Genomic DNA, 21,246 nt, shown 5'->3' on the forward strand with positions numbered 1-21,246 from the left:
CGGAGTCCCAAAATTTTAAAAACCAGCTTTATAAAAAAACTGGTTTTTAAAAACGGTATTGTTCACTTACTATTCAACTTTCTCTTATTCTTCAAACTGCCCGCGTTTACGAAGTCCAATCGCAATTTTGCTGTGCTTTTCAATTTGGCTCATCACCTGCTTGGCGCGTTGAATCACGGGGGCTGGCAAACCCGCCAAACGCCCTGCCTCAATGCCATACGACCTGTCAGCGCCTCCCGGCTGAACTTGATGCAAAAAGATAATTTGGTCAGGTAACTCCTTCACCGTCACCTGATAATTAGCAACATTGGGCAAAATCGAAGCCAACTCATTAAGTTCGTGATAGTGAGTAGCAAAAATTGTCCGCGATTGAATTTCACTTGCTAAATATTCAGCCACCGCCCAAGCAATCGAAAGACCGTCAAAGGTAGCCGTTCCCCGGCCAATTTCATCCAGAAGAACCAGAGACTTTGCAGTAGCATGATTGAGAATATTCGCCGTCTCATTCATCTCTACCATAAAAGTAGATTGACCCGTCGCCAGATCGTCCACCGCACCAACACGAGTAAAAATGCGATCGCATATTCCCAAAATAGCCGACTTCGCAGGCACAAAACTCCCAGTCTGCGCCATCAACTGAATCAAACCCACCTGACGCAAATAACAACTTTTCCCACTCGCATTCGGCCCCGTCAAAATCACTAAATCCGGTTTTTCCTCCTCTGCGTTCTCTGCGCCTCTGGGGTTCGTATCCCCCCTTCTCCCCAACCCAGTCGAATTTGGCACAAAAAACCCCGAAGGCAAAGACTGCTCAACCACTGGATGACGACCATCAATAATCCGAATTTCCCGACTTTCCACCATCTTAGGACAGCAATAACCCTGATAAACCGCCACCTCAGCCAAACCGCACAACACATCAGCCGCCGCCACAGCACGAGAAATAGTGCGAATTTGTTCCGCGTATTGCCCCACCTCTTCCCTTAAAGAAGCGAAAATCTCATATTCCAGGCGATTTAAATCATCCCGCGCCGTCAGAATCCGCGCCTCTCGCTCCTTCAGCTCCGGAGTAATGTAGCGTTCCTCATTCGTCAGAGTTTGCTTGCGAATGTAATTATCCGGAACTTGGTCAGCTTTCGTGCGGGAAATACTGATGTAATAGCCAAAAGTCTTATTAAAGCCCACCTTCAGCGTAGAAATCCCAGTCCGCGCTTTCTCTGTCACCTCCAAATTCGCCACCCATTGCTGATCCTCTACCGCAAGGCTTCGCATTTCATCTAACTGGGCATTAACTCCGGGGCGAATCAAACCGCCTTCCTTAATATGTATAGGAGGCGATTCTACCAAGTGAGCGCTGAGTCTGTTTGCCAGATGTTCCAATTCCTTCGGCACCTTCTGCAAGGCTCTCAGAAAGGGAGAGGAAGTATCAGCTACCAATTCGGATAAATCCGGCAATTTTGCCAAAGAATCAGCCAAAGCCACCAAATCTCTAGCACTAGCTGTACCAGAACCAGCGCGTCCTGTCAAGCGTTCTATATCATAAATTTGCCGCAACAGCTGCCGCAAATCTTGGCGGAGAAAGCTATTTTCAAATAATTCTTGAATCGTATCTTGTCGCGCCCGAATGCCTTTAATATCTAACAGAGGTTGCAGCAACCATCGCCGCAAAGCACGTCCACCCATCGCCGTGCTAGTTTTATCCAACGCCCACAACAAAGAACCGTGAAAGGTTCCATCCCGCACCGTTTGCGTAATTTCCAGGTTGCGGCGACTTTGGTGGTCGAGAATCAGATAATCGGTGAGGGTGTAGGTGCGGAGAAACTGGAGAGGTACGAGGTTTTCTTTTTGCGTGTCTTCTAGGTATTCCAGCAAACCACCAGCAGCGCGGACGGCTAGGGGGAGATGTTCGCAACCCAAACCTTCAAGACTCCGCACTTTAAACCGTTGCAACAATCTATGTCTAGCTTCACCGGAACTAAAAGGAATTTGCGATCGCAACGCATAACAAAACGACGGCGGTAAATATTCCGGTAAATGCTCGGATTTCTCCCCAGGTCGCAGTAAACTACCCAAATCTGGCGCATTAGTAGGAATCAGCACTTCTGACGGCTGTAAGCGCATCAATTCCTGCGTTAAATGCTCCAATTGACTCGACTGAGTAGTTACAAATTCCCCGGTGGAAATATCTGCATAAGCCAAACCCCAGTGATTTCCCGCAATTACTATCGCTGCTAGGTAATTATTGCGACGAGCATTTAGCATCCCTTCTTCCAGCAACGTACCTGGGGTAATAACTCGCGTTACTTCCCGCTTCACCAGCTTTCCGGGATCGGTATCAGCGGAGTCTTCTACTTGATCGCAGATAACCACCGCGTACCCTTTTTCCACCAGTTGAGTAGTGTAGCGTTCCCAAGCATGGTGCGGTACGCCAGTCATCGGGACTCTACCAATTTCTCCCGCTTGCTTGCTGGTAAGTACCAGTTCTAATTCTCTTGAGACTGCGATCGCATCCTGAAAAAAAGTTTCAAAAAAATCTCCCACCCGATACAGCAATAGCGCATGAGGATACTTATCCTTGATTTCCACGTAGTGCTGATACATCTTACTCAGCTTGCTTCGATCTACCTCTTTCGTGTCAGCATTACGGATTTTAGGTTGATCGGGATCGGTGGGGGTAGACGCAGAGTAACTCATAGAGACGCTGACGATATGCTTGAACCTTTATAGACTTTACCGCAAAGAGTTGATTACAGTTGCTTGCAGTTTGTTTACATAGTTGAGCGAACCGCCGAATCATCGCGCCGTCATTAGTGGCTAATCTCCCGAAATTCCGGCAAAAAACGGCAAAATAGCGGCTGGCTTGCCGAATCATACCAATGGGGATGAATACTTGCCAATGGTTTCCATTCCATCACCGTCGCCGCTAGGAAAGCGCCGTCAAAATTCCCTAGTTTCTCCACTCGAACATCGCGTTCAACCACCTAGATTCCCAATTCTTGTGCAATATCAAGCAGAGTAGCGCGAGTGATTCCGGGGAAAATATTTGATGTTAGCGCAGGCATAATTACCTGGTCTTTTTGTAGTGGAAAGAGGTTAGCTACCGCCGCTTCCGTAATTCTACCTTCAGAGTCTAGCAAAATGGCATCATTAAATCCTGCTACTTCCGTAGCGCGACGAGCTAAGTAACTGTTTACATAAGTTCCCCATAGCTTCCATGCAAGGGGGATGGCGTTACCAGAAACACGCTCAAATGTACAAATGTGGCAAGTTAAAGATTTATGTACATCGCGGGGAATTGTAACTGCCAAGATTGTCACATCCACAGGCATTGTATTGTTAAAATTCAGTTGCCGTACTGAACGCTAAACAATCGGTCTGATCTAATAATTAGTTGCAGGAACTTCTTCTAAAAGTGCCAAAATACCTACTTTAAAATCTGCATTAGACCACGAAAATTTCAGACCTAAGTGTGTGGAACCATTGCGAAGGCGGTCTAGATGTGAATCTAAACGATGAATATAATAGCGATCGCTATTCCAATAAGCCATGATCAAAAACGCCGATACCTAAATGCAGAGAATGGCTAGCAATTGAAGGTGCAGCATTTTCCCGTTCAACTAATTTTCTGTTATGCCAAACTATCGGTGTTGTTTCAAGAAACATTTTTTAGTCTTGCCTGCTCAAGTTTGATTTCTCCTACGTCTGGGCGCTGGCGGTGGCGTAGTTGGCTGGTATGCCTTTAGACCTTGATCACCCGTTAGAATTTCGACTTCAAAACCCATTTTGTTATAGTATTCAGCCACTGTCTTGATGGTGGCATCGCCGATAGAAATCTTTTGCGTTGCTAGATAGGGCCATTCCGAAGCTAAATTTTTTAATCCTTCTGCTTCCCAAAGAACTGACTGGTCAGTAAAAGCAGCCCAAGGTGATTTTTCATCTGCTGCTTCTATCATAATTTTTGCTAAATCTTGGGCTGTTTCATAGCGTCTAGAGCCAGCTTGAGCAATGTGATTACCTGTTTCCAGAATTGTTGCTAGAGGAAGTACCAATGTTGTACTTTTACTCTTTTCTTCTTCTATGAGCTTATCAATACGCTCAAAATCCCACTGATTAGGAATCGCTCCACAAGTTTCCATTTTAGGAATTTTCAACCAAACGCAGAGAATCGATGTGTCAATTATCAGAACCTTTCTCATACCTAAACTACTTAGTACCAGAAAGGCTTCTTTCAATAGCACCTTTTGTTGCCAGTTTACCCAATGGCCCGGATGCCATTAACTTAGGAAGATTTTCAATATCTTCCAGAAGTGTTAGCTTGCTTTCCCCAGTTTCTGTATCCCGGTGCGCCACAACTAAAAAAGGAACCATTTCTGGCCCTAAAGCATCGAGTAAAGCTGGATTATGGGTAGTAACTAATATATCAATTTTTCTCTTTGCACCGATTTCTCTCAGCATTTTTAAAAGCAGACCTGCACGGGATGGATGAAGTCCATTGTCCACCTCTTCGATTACTAATTGGCTCCCTTCGGGGCGTGTGAGAAGTGCTGTGAGAATCGCCAAAAATCTTAGCGTTCCATCTGACATTCCTCTCGCATCAATTTCTGTCGTTTCACCAGGTTTCCATAGTTCCTCACAATAGAGCATTGCATCTGTTTTAAACCTTCCAACTGGTTCTGCCCACACTCTTTGAATATCTCTTTCTGGTAAATGCTTCACGTAGGTAGATAATGTAGATTCCACCTCAGCTTTGTGTTTATCAGGTAATGCTGCTAGCACACCCGCAATATTAGAGGCATCACTTTCAAGGCTGTCAGAAAGCGGCGAGTAATCCCGCATTAGAAAAGGAATAGGGTTAAGAATAAAGATGTTCTGTAATACTTGAGAAACTATCCTAGCTCCCTCAACAGTTTCTTGTGGTAATAAAAGAAAATTATTTAACTGGCTTAGGATTGAATTTGAGCGTCTAAAATCTTTATATATTTCACCCTGTTTTCTATAAAATTGCACAAAAATACCCGGTTTATCAGCCAATAGTTCTTCCGTTTGGAATAAGTATATTTTCTCAGCTTTTTCTTGCTCATTATGATGATGTAGGCTTATCAAAGATTCAGACCAGAGCTGAAGACGCTGAACAGTTCGCACCATGATACTGTAAAGGTAATCTATTTTACCATCCTCTCCCTGAACCAAAACCGACAATCTAAAGTAGTTTTCAGGTTTAAATGCTGCCCACTCTATGCCTCCTCGAATAGAGGGAAGCATTGCATCACCTGACAAAGCAGCTTGAATCTCTTTGCCTCTTACTGTTCTTGTTAAAAATTCCAAGGCATCAAGTGCATTAGATTTTCCACTAGCATTAGTACCAATTAAAACAGTCAGTGGGTCAATTGGAAGCACCGCACTACGGTAACTTTTCCAGTTTTCAAAGCTAATTTGCTTAAGCATTGGTTGCTCCAAAACTATGCTAAATATGATTATTTTTGCTTCTGCTGCTGCTTCTACAAGCTGGTGCGATCGCCACTTCAATAAATCACATTGGGTAGCGATCGCTATCAATTCCCCGACTCCCCGGCTAAGCTTTTAGGTGCTATTACAGGAGGGGTATTTAGAGATGTAGATTCGGACTCAATAGCATCTAAATTGTCAAATTTTGCATCGCGCAAGTTATCGGCGGTACTCTTGATAAAACTGGCTAAAGGTACCGCCGTCAAAACGCCTAGCAGCCCTCCAAACTTGCCGCCTAGTAGCAAAGAAATAACCACCCAAACCGGATTTAAACCCGTCAAATTACCTAAAATGCGGGGAGCAACAAAATTAGCATTTATTTGGTCGATAGCAAAGGCTACAGCTAAAACTTCTACCCCCAGCCAAAAGTTTTGTAAGGCTACCAAAAGACTAACTATAGCGATACCTATCCCAGTACCGAAAGGGAAGAGAGCAAAAAATCCAATGATAATGCCAAAAAGTAGTCCTAAAGGCACTTTTAAAGCTACAAATGCTAGCGTTAAAGCCGATCCCACTATAGTTGCTAATGTCACCTGACCGATGAAATAATTGTGGAAATCTTCCCGGAGGGATTGTCGCACTTGCACTCCAAAGCTAGGAGGAAACCATCGGAAAACTCCGTCCCAAAGACGCTCTCCGTTTAATATCAGGTAAAAAGTTAATACTACTGTGAGCAGCACATTAAAGACACTGCCAATAGTATCAAAAGCGAAATTAACAACTCTACCTGTTATGCTTTGAAGTTGGCTAGATAATCGGTCTGTCAGTTGAGTAACTAACCCACTTAAATTAATCGGCAATTGTTGTTCCAAAGCCCAATTTTGGAAAGTTTGAAGTTGTTGTCTACCAGAATCAATCCAACTGGGTAAAATGTTAGCCAGTTCGTTTAGCTGTTGCAGAATCAGCGGCACTAAAGTTATACCCAATCCCACTAAAATTACCGCAGCCAGTAAGGAAACTACAACAACGGCGGTGTTTCTTTTTACTTGCCGTTTTTGTAAAAATTGAATCGGATAGTCCAAAACAAAAGCCAGCAACAGGGCGGCAACTAAAACGCTTACTAATGGTTGAAGATAGTTCAAAACTAGCAGCAATAGCCAACCATTAAGAACAGCGAGGGGAAATGCCAATCCTAATACAACCCATCGCGGTAATTTGTTTTGTGATTGCATCATCGTAACTTTCGGAACTTTTGTCATTGCTAATTGAAGGATTGCTAATTTCTAATTGTTGAACAGGCATTAGCTATTAGCAAAATATTAAAACCCGGCTAATAGGTTAAGTTTGGAAACTTCTCGATAAAATCTAGTAAAATTTTTTGGTGAGGAGTGCCTAAAGGTCGGACTTGGTTGGCTTTTTCAGAGTAACGTTCGCCCAGGCGAATTTCTTCAGGTGTTAATAAATCCATATCCCAACCTTCTCCTAACACCAACTGGTCAAGCTCTACCTCTAGTGGTGCATAAAAAACGTGGCGAACAGCATAGTCGTCGGGATAGTAGTCAAACAAGGTCGGGTTAGGCGGAACATAGGCAATTTCTTCGACTAATTCCCGTTTTAATGCTTCTTCCGGGGTTTCCCCAGGTTCCATGTGTCCGCCAAAAAATGCCCAGTGTCCGGGGTAGAGAATGTTGGGGATGTTGTCGCGCAGTTGCAGGAGAAACTTGTTTTGGCGATATAAGATAGCGATCGCTACCTCGGCTGGTTTATTGTTGTTCATAGCTCCCTTCTGGTAATATAGGCGATCCTTTCTTCGCTGGTGTCCGTTCTAGCTGTTGAAGCTGCTGAAGGTAAACTTCTCCTAAATCTTTCCCAGCTACGGGAATGCTTTGATACTGCACTTTACCCTGAATTAAAACTTCATCCCCCGCCACCGGGAGCATTTCGCTACTTAAAACCCAAATTTTCCCAGTAGTATCTTGCAACTCGTAAGCACCGCTTCCTAACATTGGAGCTGGAGATCCCACCTTACCTTGCAGGTAAACCGTTGAGTCACCCTGCTGGTTTTGCTGGATATCGCCGATTTTGGTGACAGGGACGCGGTTACTAAATATACCGAATCCTGACTGAGGTAATTTACCACAGCTAAACAATCCCCCCAACAGCAGCGTAGCCGTGGTTAATTGCAATACCCTTGTTTTTAATGGCATCATCTCCATGCTCTTGAGTAACGTCTTTTCCATGCTAAGTGCCAAATGGTTTTAACACACATCCTCAATCATTTCGCATCTTGTAGATTGAAATCTGGGAAACTATCGTAGAGGACGCAGTAACCGTATTACAATTTCATCCGCAAATACTACATAGATTTCTCACCGAACCTCAATGGATGCCAAAACTGCCCAGTTGCTAGATGGTAAAGCTCTAGCCGAACAAATTTACACGCAACTACAACAGCAAATTCAGCAAATGCAGCCGACTGTGGGACGCGCTCCGGGATTAGCAGTGCTGATGGTTGGTGACAATCCAGCCAGTGCTGCTTATGTGCAGAATAAAGAGCGTGCTTGCGCCAAAGTGGGTATCGCCTCCTATGGGCAGCATTTCCCTACTGAAACCAGCTTTTCAGAACTAGAAAAAGTAATCCAAGCCCTGAATCAAGATGACCGAGTTGATGGCATTTTAGTTCAGCTGCCGCTACCGGATCATCTAGATGCTGTGGGGCTACTGCACCAAATTAATCCAGATAAAGACGCTGATGGACTGCACCCGCTAAATCTGGGACGACTGGTGCGCTCTGAACCGGGTTTACGCAGTTGTACGCCAGCGGGGGTGATGCGGCTGTTGCAAGAATACCAGATTGATGTAAAGGGGAAGCAGGCTGTGGTGGTGGGGCGCAGCATCCTAGTAGGGAAGCCTTTGGCTATGATGCTCTTGGAAGCGGATGCCACTGTAACGATCGCCCATTCGCGATCGCAGGATCTCCCAACCATTACCCGCAATGCTGATATTCTAGTGGCAGCAGTGGGACGGCCGGGATTAATTACCGCCGAGATGGTCAAACCCGGTGCTGTCGTGATAGATGTTGGCATCAATCGCGTCAGCAACGATGCTGGGAAATCTCGCTTGGTGGGGGATGTTGACTTTGATTCTGTTCAAAGAGTCGCCCAGTTTATCACCCCAGTTCCCGGCGGTGTTGGCGCGATGACCGTGGCCATGCTGTTGCAAAATACAGTCTGGAGCTACAGTCAGCGGCAATAAAGTGCTTCGGTTTTAGTGCTGAGCTAATCCCAACTCAATACTTTCAGGGATACCCCTTTCCAACCAGAAGACGGAATCATTAGGTTTGTCTTATCCCTGGAAGTATTGAATCCCAACTCCCAACTCATAACTCTTAACTCTTTGTGTCCCAAAGCCCCGTAGAATAATTACGGAAAAGATACCAGCACTCAAGGAATCAAGGGATGGTTGCGACGGATGACCTTCATGCCCCAAAAGGGGAAGCCCCGGCTTTTGACCTATCGGCTTACCTGAGCGAGCGGCAGGGCTTTGTCGAAGCCGCTCTAGACAGTTCCCTGCCTGTCACGTATCCAACGCAGATTTATGAGGCAATGCGCTACTCGCTTTTGGCGGGAGGAAAGCGCCTGCGTCCAATTCTTTGCCTTGCCACCTGCGAACTGGCAGGAGGTACTGTAGAAATGGCGATGCCTACTGCCTGCGCCCTGGAAATGATCCACACCATGTCATTGATTCACGATGACTTACCCGCGATGGATAATGACGACTATCGTCGGGGAAAACTGACAAACCATAAAGTATATGGTGAGGATATCGCTATTCTGGCAGGGGATGGATTGTTAGCTTATGCCTTTGAATTTATTGCCTCCCAGAGCGATAATGTACCCGCCCAGCGGCTGTTACAGGTAATTTCCCGTTTAGGCAAAGCCGTTGGCGCTGCTGGCTTAGTTGGCGGTCAAGTTGTTGACTTGGAATCAGAGGGAAAGCCGGATATTCAAGAGGAAACGCTTAATTTCATTCATACCCACAAAACAGGTGCGCTTTTAGAAGCTTGTGTGGTTTGTGGAGCGATTTTAGCGGGAGCCGAGTCGGAGGACTTGCAAAGATTGTCTCGCTATGCTCAGAATATTGGGCTGGCGTTTCAGATTGTGGATGACATTTTGGATATCACGGCGACTCAGGAGGAGTTGGGAAAAACTGCCGGGAAAGACCTCCAGGCACAAAAAGCAACTTATCCTAGCCTTTGGGGAATTGAGGAATCTGCCAGTAGAGCTAAACAACTGGTTAAAGCTGCCAAGGACGAACTAGCACCTTTTGGGAAAAAAGCCGAACCCCTGATAGCGATCGCAGATTTTATTACTACTCGCACTCACTAACAAAAATGAAGGATGAATCAAATTCTCTTCATCCTTCATCGGTAAACTCAATCCTTCCTATGCCAATCTTTCCTACCCAACGCAAAACACAATGCAGGACTTTGCCCATATCCTAGAAAACCATGTGCTAGTGGTTGCTACCCTGGCTTGTTTAATCGCTCAAGCATCCAAGATAATCGTTGAATTAGTCCAACATGGCAAGGTAAATGTGCGCGTCTTAGTAACCACTGGTGGAATGCCTAGCGCTCATTCAGCATTAGTAACAGCCTTGGCTACCGGAATTGGGCAAACGCTGGGATGGGCTAGCACTGAATTTGCTCTCGCCACCATTTTTGCGGTCATCGTCATGTATGATGCCGCAGGTGTCCGTCAAGCTGCGGGTAAGCAAGCTCGTATTCTTAACCAAATCATCGACGAACTCTTCCAAGAACACCCTAAATTTAACGAAGACCGACTCAAGGAGTTGTTAGGACATACACCGTTTCAGGTGATTGTTGGTTCAGCATTAGGTATTGCCGTCTCCTGTATAGCTGGGCCTGCTTATTAGTCAGTTGTTAGGGAATTGGAAAGTTATTAAAACCTTTTAACTCTCCAACTTCCCAACGCCAACAAACTACTGACTAACAACTGACTTGAGTAGCGTGACTCGGCGACTATCTACAAGCATTGTTAAAAAACCGCGATCGCTTAGTTTCTGCAATGTCGAACTCGCCTCTTGAGGGCTATTTGTATAAACTGCCAATAAGTAGGGACGTTGCCCATAAGAAACTAAGCCCACACTGTTTCCCAACACTTGCCGCATCTGCGTAGCTACTTCCGGTTTATTGAAGTAATCTACCAACACCGCATAACCAGAACCTAAAGCTTGTGGTCTATATGTTGGTAGGTTCGGATTTAACGGTATCTCTGGCGGTCGCAGAACAAAGGCAGACAAACCCACAATTTCATTAACATATCGCGCCCAACTATTGGCATCATCAAGGGTTTTGAAACCACCAATGCGCGTCATCATGTCTTCAAAATATCTACACGTTGAAGTATTGATATTTGGGGGCAAGGTGCGTTGAATTTGTTCTTGACTTGTGCTTGTCTGGTTCACCAACACCAAATACTCGCCCTGTCGCGGCGGCTGGCAAGTTGGAGAAGGCGATTGAGCCGATGCAATTTTTAAAGGCAAAAAGCAAAAGGCAAGAGGTAAAAGAAATATTTTTTTCATGATTTAGCTGGCACAAGGTAAAAAGAAAAAGGCTTTCATGCAAAAGAAACGTTTTTTCATGGATGAGCTTTTTTCTCTTTTTATTCACTTTTTGCTTTTTCTTTGTTACTAATTGGTGAGGAAGCGATCGCATTAGGCTGGAATTCTTACCCAGTCCCTAATCCCTAGCCCTTAGCCTCCAGTCCCTTCAATTCAAGATACTGGTGAAAGGGAAGCCAACGGATCGGGAATAGACTCGTTGGGTGCTTGAAATTCCCCAGCAAGTACAAACTCTAACCGCAGCTTTAACCAGGTAATAAATTGGGAATTTGTAGAAATCACAGCAGCGGCAGGTTGGGGACACTTAGCTTTGATTGTTGCCATTTCTGGTGCCTCCAGAAATGCAGGTTGTTTAACTAACCAAAAATCAATTTCTTTTTCTTGTTCCTTGTAGTTGCGGATGCGCTCTTTCAACACTTCGTCAAAGGGTTCTTCTTCTAGTAAAAAGCGTTGACTTGCCAAAACGTAGTAGTAAGTTTGCATTTTTATTGATGGGGATTGGGGATTGGGGATTGGGGATTGGGGGATTGGGGATTGGGGATTGGGGAATTGGGGATTGGGGAATTGGGGATTGGGGAATTGGGGATTGGGGATTGGGGGATTGGGGATTGGGGATTGGGGATTGGGGATTGGGGAATTGGGGAAGAGGAAAAAGTTTTACTTAGTCCCTAGTTCCTAGTCCCTAGCGCCTAGTTCCTAGTCCCCAGTCCCTAGTCCCTAACCCCCAGCCCCTCGAATTGCTTGTTTCATCTCTCGCACTGCTCGTTCCATGCCTACGAGTGCTGCGCGACTGATGATGGTATGACCTATATTGAGTTCTTCCATACCCTCAAGGCAAGCTACGGGGTAAACGTTCCAGTAGGTGAGTCCGTGTCCCGCGTTGACTCGAATGCCAGCTGCGATCGCAATTTCGCATCCTTTGGCTAAGGCGGCTAATTCCTTCTCCCTACTGGCTTCATCTTTCGCCTCAGCGTAGCAACCCGTGTGCAGTTCGATAAACTTTGCCTTCATCGTTGCAGCTGCCTCGATTTGGGCTTTTTCGGCATCGATAAATAGGCTGACAGGAATTAAAGCATTTTGCAAGCTTGTCACTATCTCGCCTATCCTGTCGATTGAGGATGCGACATCTAATCCGCCTTCTGTCGTTACTTCTTCCCGTTTTTCGGGAACGAGGGTGACATAATCAGGTTTGATGTCGAGAGCGATCGCTACCATTTCCGACGTAGGGGCGCACTCCAAATTCAAATGAGTCCGCACTGTCTGCCGCAATAATCGCACATCCCGGTCTTGGATGTGCCGTCGATCTTCGCGCAGATGCACGGTAATGCCATCAGCACCCCCAAGTTCCGCCAGCACCGCAGCTGCTACGGGATCTGGTTCTACTGTCCGCCGTGCCTGCCGAATAGTGGCAATATGATCGATATTCACGCCAAGTGTAGGCAAGAAAAGAACCCCTCCCTCTCAGAGTCTTCCGCAATTCATATTATCAGAAGTCGTTTGTGGCTAGGGGAGAAGCATTCGTGCAAAAAACCTTATGGCTTCGCCACAAATTCTCGCCACCAATTGCTTCTCCCATACTGATTTAGCGCACCAGTTCAAAAAAAGCATCATCCAACTCGTAACCCAGCATTTTAGCCATTGACTTCAGCCGCGATTGGCTGGGTATTCCCATCTGCTGCATCCAATCGGACAAAACAAAGATTTTTTGCATCACAAAAATCTCTAGGGCTTCTGGGTTGTACTGAATCCCTTCTGTACGATGGAACTGGTGTGGTATCAGCATGGCGGCATAGCGGGCAAATTCGCCAGATTTCCAATCCAGCAGAAACGGTATCCAGGGATAGCGACTATCCAGGCGAAGAAACCAAAGTCGCACTTCTGGGATTTCTGAAAGTTCCCGTGGATCTTCCGGTTCGCGAGGGTAGTCGATTTCAAAAAGCAGCTGCTGTTCCCCAGATGCGATCGCCTCTTCTTGCAACAGCTTTTCGATTACCGTTTGCACTGGCGACAGATCCAAACCGTGAATGATGTTAGAATTTAGCGCGATTGTCGTCGTCATTTAACCATGTTTGGGTGAGACATTCCAAATACTGACAACAGCGCTATCTAGCGCTGGCTTCTCTCTCCATTGTTACAGCATCGTTACGCTCTCACCTGTTAGCTTTTTGTTATCGCCGCTGTTAGAAATGCGTTAACAGTTACTTTTTTTTATTAACGCCCAGCTTGGTTATTACAATATCAGCCAAGCTCCGAAATCTGCTTTCGGTTCAGTGTAGCAATAAAGTGTTAGCAATCTAGTATTTTCCCTAAATTTTATGAAGATTACATACATATTTTGCCTTTATTCCCGATAAGTTGCGTAAATTCACGAATTTTAACTGTTAAATAGAAACTAAGTATAAGACGAGGATAGGTAATGATTCCGCAAGAAATGCTGAAACACCTCGTAGAGCAAGTAGATGGTTCTTCTCCATCGAAAGTGCTTCAGAAATCTGAGCAGACGGTGAATGAGGTAATATTTGAGTCTGATGTTGACGGAATACGCTATTATGTGGTAAGGTGCAGCCCTAATTTTAGGAATCAGATTACTTTAAGCCCGCGTGAAGTGGCGATCGCGCGTTTGGTCGCACAGGGTCTACCTAACAAGTGCATTGGGAACCACCTTGGCATCACCCATTGGACTGTCGCTACTTATTTGCGGCGAATTTTTAGCAAACTAGGTGTAACTTCTAGAACAGCTATGATTGCGCGGCTTATAGAAAAAAATTTGCTCTAAGAATAAAATCGCCTGAGTAGTCTATTGTATAGGGTGCTTTACTTTCCCTCAACTTATAAACAGTGGACATTCACAGAAAAACTAGGTTAAAGTTGAAATGAGTTTGTCTTAGCAGATAAAAGTGTAAAAGTCCAAAGTATGCAAAAAGAAGCGGCACCTGTCAAACCTATACGCTCCTTGGAGGATGCCTTAAATCGGTGTCAGACGCTGGGTATGCGCGTCAGCCGTCAACGCCGCTTCGTTCTGGAATTGCTCTGGCAAGCCAAAGAACACCTTTCGGCTAGAGAAATCTATGACCGCTTAAATCAGGAAGGCAAGGATATCGGTCATACGTCTGTGTATCAAAATTTAGAGGCGCTATCGGCCCAAGGCATTATTGAGTGTATTGAGCGTGCAGATGGTCGCTTGTACGGTAATATCAGCGATGCTCACAGCCATGTAAACTGTTTGGATACCAATCAGATTTTAGATGTTTACGTGGAACTACCGGAATCCGTGCTTAAAGAAATTGAACAACAGACAGGAGTTCGGATTACTGACTATTGTATTAACTTCTACGGGTACAAAGGTAAGGAATCAGACTCGCAGCCTGTATAGTCATTTGTAATTATTTTCAACTCAATACTAAACTCTTGGTAGGGAATAGTTGAGGCACCTCACACAACTGGCTCAAACAAAAGTTGGGTTTGGCAGTAGCTCAAGCATTCCCAACCCTGTGAGTACCTAGTTGCGATTCAGGGGATTTTCTGCGATCGCTGTCTCATCATGGTACTCGTAATCTGCGTCTGTAGGATCTTCCTTCGGCAGAGTCGATCCCTCCAGCCCATAAGTGTCTGCTACTACTGTCTCATCTTCTTCGCTCTCCTGATCATCAGGCAAGAACGGTTCTCCTTCGGCACTCTCTATCGGAAAAGCTGTAGAGTCTGTTTCCACTTTAGTTTGATTGCTGCCCATCGATGGGAAGTAAGCTAAACTTTGACGGTATGCCTGAAACTCCTCTAAGGAAAATATTGCTCCATTTTTCCTGGCATAGTGATGGTTTTGGTCATCTAGTAAAGCTTCAAACAGACAAGCATGGTTAACATTCGCTTGGGTAAGATTAGTTTTTAGCAGGTTAGCACCTGACAAGTCAGCCCCTTCTAGCTTAGCTCCTGATAGGTTAGCTCCTGATAAGTTAGCTCCTGTCAAGTTAGCCCAAGATAAATTCGCTTGCTGAAGGTTCGCAGCTGCTAAATTTGTTCCAGTTAAATCAGCCCAGGACAAATTTGCTTGTTGCAAGTTAGCATCTGCAAACCAGGCATGATTTAAGTAGGCAGCAGTAAGTTGCACTTGCAAAAGGTTGTGTCGCGCCCGTTCCCAGAAAGCTGTAGGAGACAGGACAGCAGTCCGACCGATGAAACTCAGCAAGGCGTCAGGGTCAAAATCCAGAGGCTGGTTAGGATCGCCGCAAGGCAAAAAGGGCATTCGACTTTGGCGGGCGATCGCGCACAGCAACAAAAATACATTCACCCCAACCGCAGCATCGATTTGCAGCACTTTTAGGGGGTTGTGCAGTGCTTGCAACTGGGCATAAACCTGATGGGCAATTCCTTCATCTAGCCAGCGACCCCGACAGTAAGCGCGATAGAAGCGATAAAGGCGTTTAAACAGCGTACCAAAACTAAAGTGTACTTCTTTGCGTTCTTGCTGTCGCCGCAGCCGCTCAACCACCATTTGTTCTATTTCAAATGACAACAAGCCATAACCTAGTAATTGGTAGAGATGCTGGGCTACAGCAAGCGAGGATTTGATTGTAAAGTTGAGTTCACCGTAGGTATCTTGAAATTGATCGGTGAGGGCTTGCAACTGGAGGGCAATTTCTTCTGCACAGAGGTATTCTCCCAGGTTAGGATGGGAAAACTCAATGCTGGGGATTTGAGATTGGGAACTAGGAATTTGGAAGAAAAATATTGGTAAGTTGTCTTCTAAGTGCTTCGACTTTAGCGCTGATTTCGTCACCTTGTTTTTACAGGTTTGCACAATCGAAAGTGCTGTAACTTGCATTACTTGGCGCACGTCTTCGGGGCGACGGTTGGCTAAGAGATTAGCGATCGCATCCGTGCTGCGGTAGGCATGGGCTAGACCTTCTTTTACTACAAAAGGTATCGTGGTACTACCAGCATCCGGGTATGCTAACAGCCAACAATAAATCCGGTCGTAAATTTCAAATTTGACCTCGGATAATGCCCGATGAAAAATGCTGTCGTCAAGCAAACCATCTCGATGTAAAACACCCATCAGATAAAGCATTAAAGGCTGTCCGACAAGGGTGTTAGCTACTGAACTAGCACCGCCTGGGGTTCTTTCTGGAGTTGGAGTAAAAGCACTTCTTTGTTTTAAAAAAGAAAAATATCCCTGTGCGATCGCTTTTGATTGTAGTTTCGCCCAATTCTTGAACCACTGGCGAAATTCATCTTGTTCTAGCGGCTGGATGCTTATTCGCCGCATCAATGGGAATAGAGAGTAGGGAATTTCTTCGCTTCCCCTACCCCATTCCCCGATTCCCCGGCGACTGGTGAGAATAATTTTGTGGCGAGGAGTACCTTTGGTTGAGGAGAGCGATCGCGCCTGAAATGAAGTTACCTGGTTCAGGAAGGCAGCGAAATGATATCCTGTGCGATCTGAGCGGGGCAGTTCATCCAAGCCATCCAGAATCAACAAGCAGGGAGGATGTAGAACTGAAAACCAACCATCTGCATCTTTGAATCTGCCCAAGGGGAAGGCGGAATTCAATGTTTCTTCTAGAGTTTTCCCCAAAGTGGCATCCTTGAGGCGGATTAACACTGGCATCCACTTGGGATAGAGTTGCTGGGCAACGTGTGTTGCGAATATCTGGCAGAAACTGGTTTTGCCCATACCCGGATCGGCTTCGATCACGGTAATAGTTTTCTTCTCCTCCAGTTGCAGCGTCACCCACTCCATTAAATCAACTGGTGGCGAAGCGTCATTAGTAATCGCAGCCTTACCCAAAGGCTGCTTAGTTGTAACTAATACCTCTTTGCCTTTTAGCGGCACGTATAAATCTTTTAAAGAAAAGGGTTCTGCCAGTAACGGGTTTGAGAGAGATTGGAGTAGCGCCGCCCGATAACTTTCCCGGTGTCGGTTGAGAGGAAAGTGTTGAGGGGGGAAATTTAATTCCGGTTCTTCAGAATTAAGAGTTGTTGAGAACCGAGAATGCTCATTGCTTCCTGAAACTGGGATGTTATCATAGCCAGTTACTAAACTTCCCAACTGGACAAACTTTTGCAGTTGTGCTAGTGGGAGAGCATTTTGGGCGATCGCTTCTAGCAGATAACCAGGCAGTCCATTAACCAAGCGTTGGGTAATAAGTTTAGCTTCTGTTTCCTCGGCACCATTGGCAATCAACCAGGCGATGCAGGTGCTGTTCATCTGCTGCACTAGAAACGAGTTGCCAATTTGCAACAGGGCTTGTTCTGCTTGAGTATCGCTCAAGCGTCCGGGGCGCAGGGTTTTTAGAAAAGCTTGCAAATGGACATCAGCCAGAGGTGAATCCCACACCTGCCCATACAAATCTTCCGATCCCGCTGGTATCCCTGCACGGGATAGCCACGGCCTTCTAAGTAAAGATTCTTGCTCTAAAATTCCTTGTAAAGCATTGATATAGGCAATTTGGAAGGTGAGCCAAGTGCCTTCATTGCGCTTGAGGGGCTTTTTCTGACTTAGAATGTGCAGCAACCCAACACTCAGCTGGGAGACTACTCCTGCCACTAGACTCGCGGTTCTCAGGGGCAGTTCTAGGACTTCCGCCAAGGCGCTGATATCAAAAGGTGTCAGGCTCTTAACTTCCATGTCCTGTGCAATCCGAAAGGCAATTCCGGCGATTTGCGTGCCGGGGTGCCTCAAGGTCGCCAGTTCAATCTGGCGCTCCGCCAGCCAATGCCGAATGCTCAGGCTCATGGCACCTCTATCAAAGGAAATAAATCAATATGCCTCTTCTTAGTTATGTTATAGGGCAGCAGCGATCGCTGCTGTGGCGATCGCTTGAGTGGAAGTTTTGTCGGGAGATTGGAGGAAGGCATAAGTGAAAGCGCCCCCGATGGGGCTAGACAGGCAAAAGGCAAAAATAAAGAATTCGTTTTAAAACTTTTTGCCGCCCCCCACGCCCTCCATCTGGTTCGCCAGGGGAGGAAAGATAAGGAAATTTTATTGCTGGGAGGTTGGGAGGATCGCCTTTTTCCTGTTTTAGGGGGAGAGTGGGTAAAAGGGTTCAGGAGGGACATTCGTTAAATTGAAATTAGAGATGGCTTCAAGCGGGGGAGAGGCATTCAAGGGGAAAATCTGTGGCTCTAATCCTAAATTCCAGCATAAAGGCTTAGGCTCTACAATCTCAAAACTTTTATTATCAGTCTTAGACCTTTACAGTAGCGACGATTGAAATCCAGATAAAGTTGGCATCGCTTTTTGTTGCAGAACGCAGAATAAGGACAGGATTCAAGGGTAGTGGTTGTGAGAAGACAGTTACAAGAACTTCAAGTACGAGCAGCTAATAGGTTGCGCTCTGGGCAAGGGCGTAAACTGGTGATCAAAGTTGTCCCGAATGCCAAAGCATCTGCCACAAGCGTTACGGATGACGATTCTCAAGAAATTGAATCTACTGCTGAGGTTATCCAAACCTCTATGGCACCGCCTAAAAAACGTGGCGGCTTATCACGTTTATGGCTGTTTTGGTTGACTCTGTTGTTAGGTTTGGGAGGGACGGTAGCAGGGGCGTTCTTTTGGCTGGCAACGATACCGCCGCAGGCTAACTGCAAAAATATCTCGCCTATAGCGCCGGAAACGGATCGGCTGTTTTGCGCTCAGGAGGCGGCCGAGACTGGTAAGTTAGATAAGTTGCTCGAAGCAATAACGTTTGTTCAAAATTTACCGCCGGATCACCCGCTATACTCTCAAGCGCGGGGAATGATGGAGGAGTGGTCGAAATCAATTTTAGGGTTTGGCCAGGCAAAATTTGACGAGGGAGATTTAGCCGGAGCGATCGCTATTGCTCGCAAGATTCCTTCTTCAAGTCCTTTTCATCCCCAGGTGAAAGAGAGGATGCAACAATGGCAACTGGAATGGCGGCGGGGCGAGGAAATTAGTAAAGCATTCCATGTTGCTTTAAAAGAGCAAAAATGGTTTGAGGCTTCCCAACTAATACAAAATCTATCTGCGTTAAATAGCCCTTACTGGGATGACGAACTCATCGATCGACACGTCGATCGGATGGCGTTAGAAAAAGCCGCTTGGCAGCAGTTGGAAGAGGCGCGAAAATTTGCCGATAGAAAGACGAGTGAGAATCTGGCACAAGCGATCGCTTTGGCGGGAAAAGTAGACGCTAAAAGCTACGTCAAACCCAAGGCGCAAGCTGATAGAAATCTCTGGAGTCAGGAACTGCTGAAAATTGCAGCCGAACGCTTTCAGGAAGAAAATTATGACGGCGCGTTAACGGCTGCCAAGCTGGTTCCCTCTGATGCTTCAGTTTATACAGAAGCTCAAGATTGGATTAAACTCGGTCGCTCTTATGTTATTGCCCAACAAGATAATATTTTCAGCTTTTTAGAAGCGAAAGCGGGTGTGCGCGAGATTTCGCCAAAAAGTCCCCTTTATCAGAATGCAAAAGATACAGCCAAAACTTGGGCTAATAATTTGCAAGATCGCGTCCATATGCACTATGCCGAAACCATAGCCAATTTCGATCAACCGTTGGCGTTCCAACTGGCAATTAACCAAGCTTCTGCGATCGCGCCTCAGCGTCCCGGACGTTTACAAGCCCAAACTTTAATTGCTCATTGGCGCAAGCAAATTCAACAGATTGAAGACAGAACGGCTTTGTTGAGCGCTAGACAACTGGCGACACCAGGAACGCTGGAAAGTTTAAAGGCTGCTGTTACCGAGGCGAGTAAAATTAAACAGGGTCAGCCTTTGCGGATAGAAGCACAAACCTACATCGCTCAATGGACTAAAAAAGTTCAAACGATGGAAGATCAGCCGATCTTGGATTTGGCAAAGGGTTTGGCGACTCAGGGAAATCTCAAAGCTGCTGTTGAAGCTGCCCAAAAAATTAGTCCCGGACGCGCTTTATATCCAGAAGCACAGGCGGCGCTGACTGAATGGGTGACACAAATTCAAACTACTGAAGATATGCCCATTCTCGACGCGGCAGTTGCTCTGGCGGCTGAGGGACGGTTGACTGGTGCGATTAATAAGGCTTCTGAGATTCGTTACGGTAGGGCGTTGTATGGGGAAGCTCAAGGCGCGATCGCTCGCTGGGAAGCGGAACGAAATGCGATTTGGGAGACAAGACGAAGGGCTGCTGAGGCTGCTGAAGCTGAGGCTTCACAAACAGAAGACTTTTCTGAAAGTGATTCCCAACCCCAGGATAATAACTGAAAATATCCATCTTCAGTCCAAAGATGGATATTTTCTACAGCTTAACCCTGCTGCAATCTCCTGATCATAGCGTCCCAAGTCCCACGTCCCATTACGCCATCAGGAGTTATGTTTACTGACTCCTGAAAGACTTTGACGGCGGCTTGCGTCTCTGGCCCATAGATGCCATCAATCGGGCCATTATAGAGTCCCTGTTGTGTCAATACACTTTGAACTTCAATAACTGTTGCTCCTCGGCTACCATAGCTCAGCAGTGGAGCTGTTTTAGGAATATAACCTGTGAGCGGACTAGATGTAGTGGGTGTAGCGCTTTCAAGAGGCGCAGTTGGCCCCTCATTTCGCCCAGTGGGATCTTGTGGATTTTGAGCATAAGGAGTTGAGTTTCGATTCAACTCCATTGGTCTTTGATTATTACTACGATTAATATCAGTTGGAGCCTCATTCATCATCCCTGGATTTATCTCCGGGTAAGGTGTCTGAGCATTTGCACGTCCACCGTTAAATAATAGCGGTGATAGAGAAATGGCAGAAAAAATACCCAGTGCCATGAGACTTGATTTGACAATTTTGATTGCCATAATCTGAATATCTCCTTGAGAGAATACAACGGAACAAATTCGGTTTCGGCTTTCTATATGTATTTCAGATTACGAGAAATATCGCATCTAAACGTGGCTCTCAAGTTATAAATTACACTGAGAATAAATATAACCATAGATATACATTAGGAGAAGTAATTTACGCTCTCTGCTTTTTTTAGGTGCTACCGCTCTTAGCTGAAATCAAGACTCCATCAAGGTTCTCAGCTTTGAACAACATTTATTTACTAGATGATGTTGTTGTAGAAAAAGCACTATTGAATATTATTTCAATAATTTAGGTATAAACAACAACTTTTTTAATAAATAGCGATAAATTTCCCTTAAATATAGGAATCATGTTTAAATTAGGAA

Annotated in this window: 22 protein-coding genes; 7 read left to right on the forward strand and 15 right to left on the reverse strand. The window is 45.7% G+C overall.

The features are described 5' to 3' along the window. Window positions 1–84: 84 nt before the first annotated feature. From mutS to H6F74_RS14300, 9 genes are all read right to left on the reverse strand, one after another. On the reverse strand, window positions 85–2,694 hold the full coding sequence (gene mutS / locus H6F74_RS14270) for a DNA mismatch repair protein MutS (RefSeq protein ID WP_190442164.1): 2,610 nt from the start codon (window positions 2,692–2,694) through the stop codon (window positions 85–87). A gap of 113 nt (window positions 2,695–2,807) precedes the next feature. Next, the gene (locus tag H6F74_RS29355) at window positions 2,808–2,981 is read right to left on the reverse strand and encodes a hypothetical protein (protein ID WP_199301227.1); all 174 of its coding nucleotides are present in this window, start codon (window positions 2,979–2,981) and stop codon (window positions 2,808–2,810) included. Further along, complete coding sequence (locus H6F74_RS29360; protein ID WP_206756320.1) at window positions 2,982–3,323, reverse strand: aminotransferase class IV; 342 nt, start codon at window positions 3,321–3,323, stop codon at window positions 2,982–2,984. A gap of 57 nt (window positions 3,324–3,380) precedes the next feature. Further along, on the reverse strand, window positions 3,381–3,548 hold the full coding sequence (locus tag H6F74_RS29365; RefSeq protein WP_199301231.1) for a hypothetical protein: 168 nt from the start codon (window positions 3,546–3,548) through the stop codon (window positions 3,381–3,383). A 132-nt stretch (window positions 3,549–3,680) separates the two neighbouring features. Beyond that, window positions 3,681–4,196, reverse strand: a complete 516-nt coding sequence (locus H6F74_RS14280; RefSeq protein ID WP_190442166.1) for a hypothetical protein — start codon at window positions 4,194–4,196, stop codon at window positions 3,681–3,683. Window positions 4,197–4,203: 7 nt separating this feature from the next. Then, window positions 4,204–5,445: an ATP-binding protein gene (locus tag H6F74_RS14285; protein ID WP_190442288.1), complete on the reverse strand. Its 1,242-nt coding sequence runs from the start codon at window positions 5,443–5,445 to the stop codon at window positions 4,204–4,206. Between the two features lie 107 nt (window positions 5,446–5,552). Further along, a complete protein-coding gene (locus tag H6F74_RS14290; RefSeq protein ID WP_190442290.1) occupies window positions 5,553–6,677 on the reverse strand; it encodes an AI-2E family transporter in 1,125 nt (374 codons plus the stop codon). Window positions 6,678–6,775: 98 nt separating this feature from the next. After that, window positions 6,776–7,222 (reverse strand): NUDIX hydrolase, encoded by a 447-nt coding sequence (locus H6F74_RS14295; protein ID WP_190442168.1) that lies wholly within the window; start codon window positions 7,220–7,222, stop codon window positions 6,776–6,778. Then, window positions 7,209–7,685, reverse strand: a complete 477-nt coding sequence (locus tag H6F74_RS14300; RefSeq protein WP_199301234.1) for a hypothetical protein — start codon at window positions 7,683–7,685, stop codon at window positions 7,209–7,211. Before H6F74_RS14300 ends, H6F74_RS14295 begins: the two co-directional genes overlap by 14 nt. A gap of 142 nt (window positions 7,686–7,827) precedes the next feature. Between H6F74_RS14300 and folD the strand changes: the two genes are divergently transcribed. The 3 genes from folD (at window position 7,828) to H6F74_RS14315 (ending at window position 10,380) form a co-directional block, all read left to right on the forward strand. After that, on the forward strand, window positions 7,828–8,700 hold the full coding sequence (gene folD / locus H6F74_RS14305) for a bifunctional methylenetetrahydrofolate dehydrogenase/methenyltetrahydrofolate cyclohydrolase FolD (protein WP_190442170.1): 873 nt from the start codon (window positions 7,828–7,830) through the stop codon (window positions 8,698–8,700). Window positions 8,701–8,903: 203 nt separating this feature from the next. Then, window positions 8,904–9,833, forward strand: coding sequence for a geranylgeranyl diphosphate synthase CrtE (crtE, locus tag H6F74_RS14310; RefSeq protein ID WP_190442172.1), 930 nt, complete (start codon window positions 8,904–8,906; stop codon window positions 9,831–9,833). 91 nt (window positions 9,834–9,924) lie between these two features. Next, window positions 9,925–10,380 (forward strand): divergent PAP2 family protein, encoded by a 456-nt coding sequence (locus H6F74_RS14315; RefSeq protein WP_190442174.1) that lies wholly within the window; start codon window positions 9,925–9,927, stop codon window positions 10,378–10,380. A gap of 66 nt (window positions 10,381–10,446) precedes the next feature. On the opposite strand, the gene H6F74_RS14320 is transcribed toward H6F74_RS14315, so the two are convergent. Together H6F74_RS14320 and H6F74_RS14325 are read right to left on the reverse strand one after the other, a co-directional pair. Then, window positions 10,447–11,049 (reverse strand): hypothetical protein, encoded by a 603-nt coding sequence (locus H6F74_RS14320; protein ID WP_190442176.1) that lies wholly within the window; start codon window positions 11,047–11,049, stop codon window positions 10,447–10,449. 192 nt (window positions 11,050–11,241) lie between these two features. Beyond that, the gene (locus H6F74_RS14325; RefSeq protein WP_190442184.1) at window positions 11,242–11,571 is read right to left on the reverse strand and encodes an MgPME-cyclase complex family protein; all 330 of its coding nucleotides are present in this window, start codon (window positions 11,569–11,571) and stop codon (window positions 11,242–11,244) included. Between the two features lie 8 nt (window positions 11,572–11,579). Here H6F74_RS14325 and H6F74_RS14330 point away from each other — a divergent pair, with 8 nt between their 5' ends. After that, window positions 11,580–11,753: a hypothetical protein gene (locus H6F74_RS14330; protein WP_190442185.1), complete on the forward strand. Its 174-nt coding sequence runs from the start codon at window positions 11,580–11,582 to the stop codon at window positions 11,751–11,753. Between the two features lie 52 nt (window positions 11,754–11,805). Here H6F74_RS14330 and H6F74_RS14335 read toward each other — a convergent pair whose 3' ends face one another. Together H6F74_RS14335 and H6F74_RS14340 are read right to left on the reverse strand one after the other, a co-directional pair. Further along, window positions 11,806–12,531, reverse strand: a complete 726-nt coding sequence (locus H6F74_RS14335; protein WP_190442187.1) for a pyridoxine 5'-phosphate synthase — start codon at window positions 12,529–12,531, stop codon at window positions 11,806–11,808. A gap of 139 nt (window positions 12,532–12,670) precedes the next feature. Continuing rightward, window positions 12,671–13,147, reverse strand: coding sequence for a CRR6 family NdhI maturation factor (locus tag H6F74_RS14340; protein WP_190442189.1), 477 nt, complete (start codon window positions 13,145–13,147; stop codon window positions 12,671–12,673). Between the two features lie 357 nt (window positions 13,148–13,504). Here H6F74_RS14340 and H6F74_RS14345 point away from each other — a divergent pair, with 357 nt between their 5' ends. Then, entirely contained in the window at window positions 13,505–13,864 is a 360-nt protein-coding gene (locus H6F74_RS14345) for a LuxR C-terminal-related transcriptional regulator (RefSeq protein ID WP_190442191.1), read from the forward strand. A 138-nt stretch (window positions 13,865–14,002) separates the two neighbouring features. Beyond that, window positions 14,003–14,461: a Fur family transcriptional regulator gene (locus H6F74_RS14350; protein WP_190442193.1), complete on the forward strand. Its 459-nt coding sequence runs from the start codon at window positions 14,003–14,005 to the stop codon at window positions 14,459–14,461. Window positions 14,462–14,587: 126 nt separating this feature from the next. On the opposite strand, the gene H6F74_RS30040 is transcribed toward H6F74_RS14350, so the two are convergent. Beyond that, window positions 14,588–17,821 (reverse strand): pentapeptide repeat-containing protein, encoded by a 3,234-nt coding sequence (locus H6F74_RS30040; protein WP_190442196.1) that lies wholly within the window; start codon window positions 17,819–17,821, stop codon window positions 14,588–14,590. 549 nt (window positions 17,822–18,370) lie between these two features. Here H6F74_RS30040 and H6F74_RS14360 point away from each other — a divergent pair. Next, on the forward strand, window positions 18,371–20,293 hold the full coding sequence (locus H6F74_RS14360; RefSeq protein ID WP_190442198.1) for a hypothetical protein: 1,923 nt from the start codon (window positions 18,371–18,373) through the stop codon (window positions 20,291–20,293). Window positions 20,294–20,334: 41 nt separating this feature from the next. On the opposite strand, the gene H6F74_RS14365 is transcribed toward H6F74_RS14360, so the two are convergent. Continuing rightward, on the reverse strand, window positions 20,335–20,871 hold the full coding sequence (locus H6F74_RS14365) for a peptidoglycan-binding domain-containing protein (protein WP_190442200.1): 537 nt from the start codon (window positions 20,869–20,871) through the stop codon (window positions 20,335–20,337). Window positions 20,872–21,246: the final 375 nt, after the last annotated feature.

This window comes from Trichocoleus sp. FACHB-90 (assembly GCF_014695505.1).
Lineage (GTDB): Bacteria > Cyanobacteriota > Cyanobacteriia > Cyanobacteriales > FACHB-T130 > Funiculus > Funiculus sociatus.

What these genes read in the sequence shown, in the direction of transcription:
- mutS (WP_190442164.1), bottom strand. Translation starts at nt 2,694, where the DNA reads ATGAGTTACTCTGCGTCTACCCCCACCGATCCCGATCAACCTAAAATC.
- H6F74_RS29365 (WP_199301231.1), bottom strand. Translation starts at nt 3,548, where the DNA reads ATGGCTTATTGGAATAGCGATCGCTATTATATTCATCGTTTAGATTCA.
- H6F74_RS14280 (WP_190442166.1), bottom strand. Translation starts at nt 4,196, where the DNA reads ATGAGAAAGGTTCTGATAATTGACACATCGATTCTCTGCGTTTGGTTG.
- H6F74_RS14285 (WP_190442288.1), bottom strand. Translation starts at nt 5,445, where the DNA reads ATGCTTAAGCAAATTAGCTTTGAAAACTGGAAAAGTTACCGTAGTGCG.
- H6F74_RS14290 (WP_190442290.1), bottom strand. Translation starts at nt 6,677, where the DNA reads ATGCAATCACAAAACAAATTACCGCGATGGGTTGTATTAGGATTGGCA.
- H6F74_RS14295 (WP_190442168.1), bottom strand. Translation starts at nt 7,222, where the DNA reads ATGAACAACAATAAACCAGCCGAGGTAGCGATCGCTATCTTATATCGC.
- H6F74_RS14300 (WP_199301234.1), bottom strand. Translation starts at nt 7,685, where the DNA reads ATGGAAAAGACGTTACTCAAGAGCATGGAGATGATGCCATTAAAAACA.
- folD (WP_190442170.1), top strand. Translation starts at nt 7,828, where the DNA reads ATGGATGCCAAAACTGCCCAGTTGCTAGATGGTAAAGCTCTAGCCGAA.
- crtE (WP_190442172.1), top strand. Translation starts at nt 8,904, where the DNA reads ATGGTTGCGACGGATGACCTTCATGCCCCAAAAGGGGAAGCCCCGGCT.
- H6F74_RS14315 (WP_190442174.1), top strand. Translation starts at nt 9,925, where the DNA reads ATGCAGGACTTTGCCCATATCCTAGAAAACCATGTGCTAGTGGTTGCT.
- H6F74_RS14320 (WP_190442176.1), bottom strand. Translation starts at nt 11,049, where the DNA reads ATGAAAAAAATATTTCTTTTACCTCTTGCCTTTTGCTTTTTGCCTTTA.
- H6F74_RS14325 (WP_190442184.1), bottom strand. Translation starts at nt 11,571, where the DNA reads ATGCAAACTTACTACTACGTTTTGGCAAGTCAACGCTTTTTACTAGAA.
- H6F74_RS14330 (WP_190442185.1), top strand. Translation starts at nt 11,580, where the DNA reads ATGGGGATTGGGGATTGGGGATTGGGGATTGGGGGATTGGGGATTGGG.
- H6F74_RS14340 (WP_190442189.1), bottom strand. Translation starts at nt 13,147, where the DNA reads ATGACGACGACAATCGCGCTAAATTCTAACATCATTCACGGTTTGGAT.
- H6F74_RS14345 (WP_190442191.1), top strand. Translation starts at nt 13,505, where the DNA reads ATGATTCCGCAAGAAATGCTGAAACACCTCGTAGAGCAAGTAGATGGT.
- H6F74_RS14350 (WP_190442193.1), top strand. Translation starts at nt 14,003, where the DNA reads ATGCAAAAAGAAGCGGCACCTGTCAAACCTATACGCTCCTTGGAGGAT.
- H6F74_RS30040 (WP_190442196.1), bottom strand. Translation starts at nt 17,821, where the DNA reads ATGAGCCTGAGCATTCGGCATTGGCTGGCGGAGCGCCAGATTGAACTG.
- H6F74_RS14365 (WP_190442200.1), bottom strand. Translation starts at nt 20,871, where the DNA reads ATGGCAATCAAAATTGTCAAATCAAGTCTCATGGCACTGGGTATTTTT.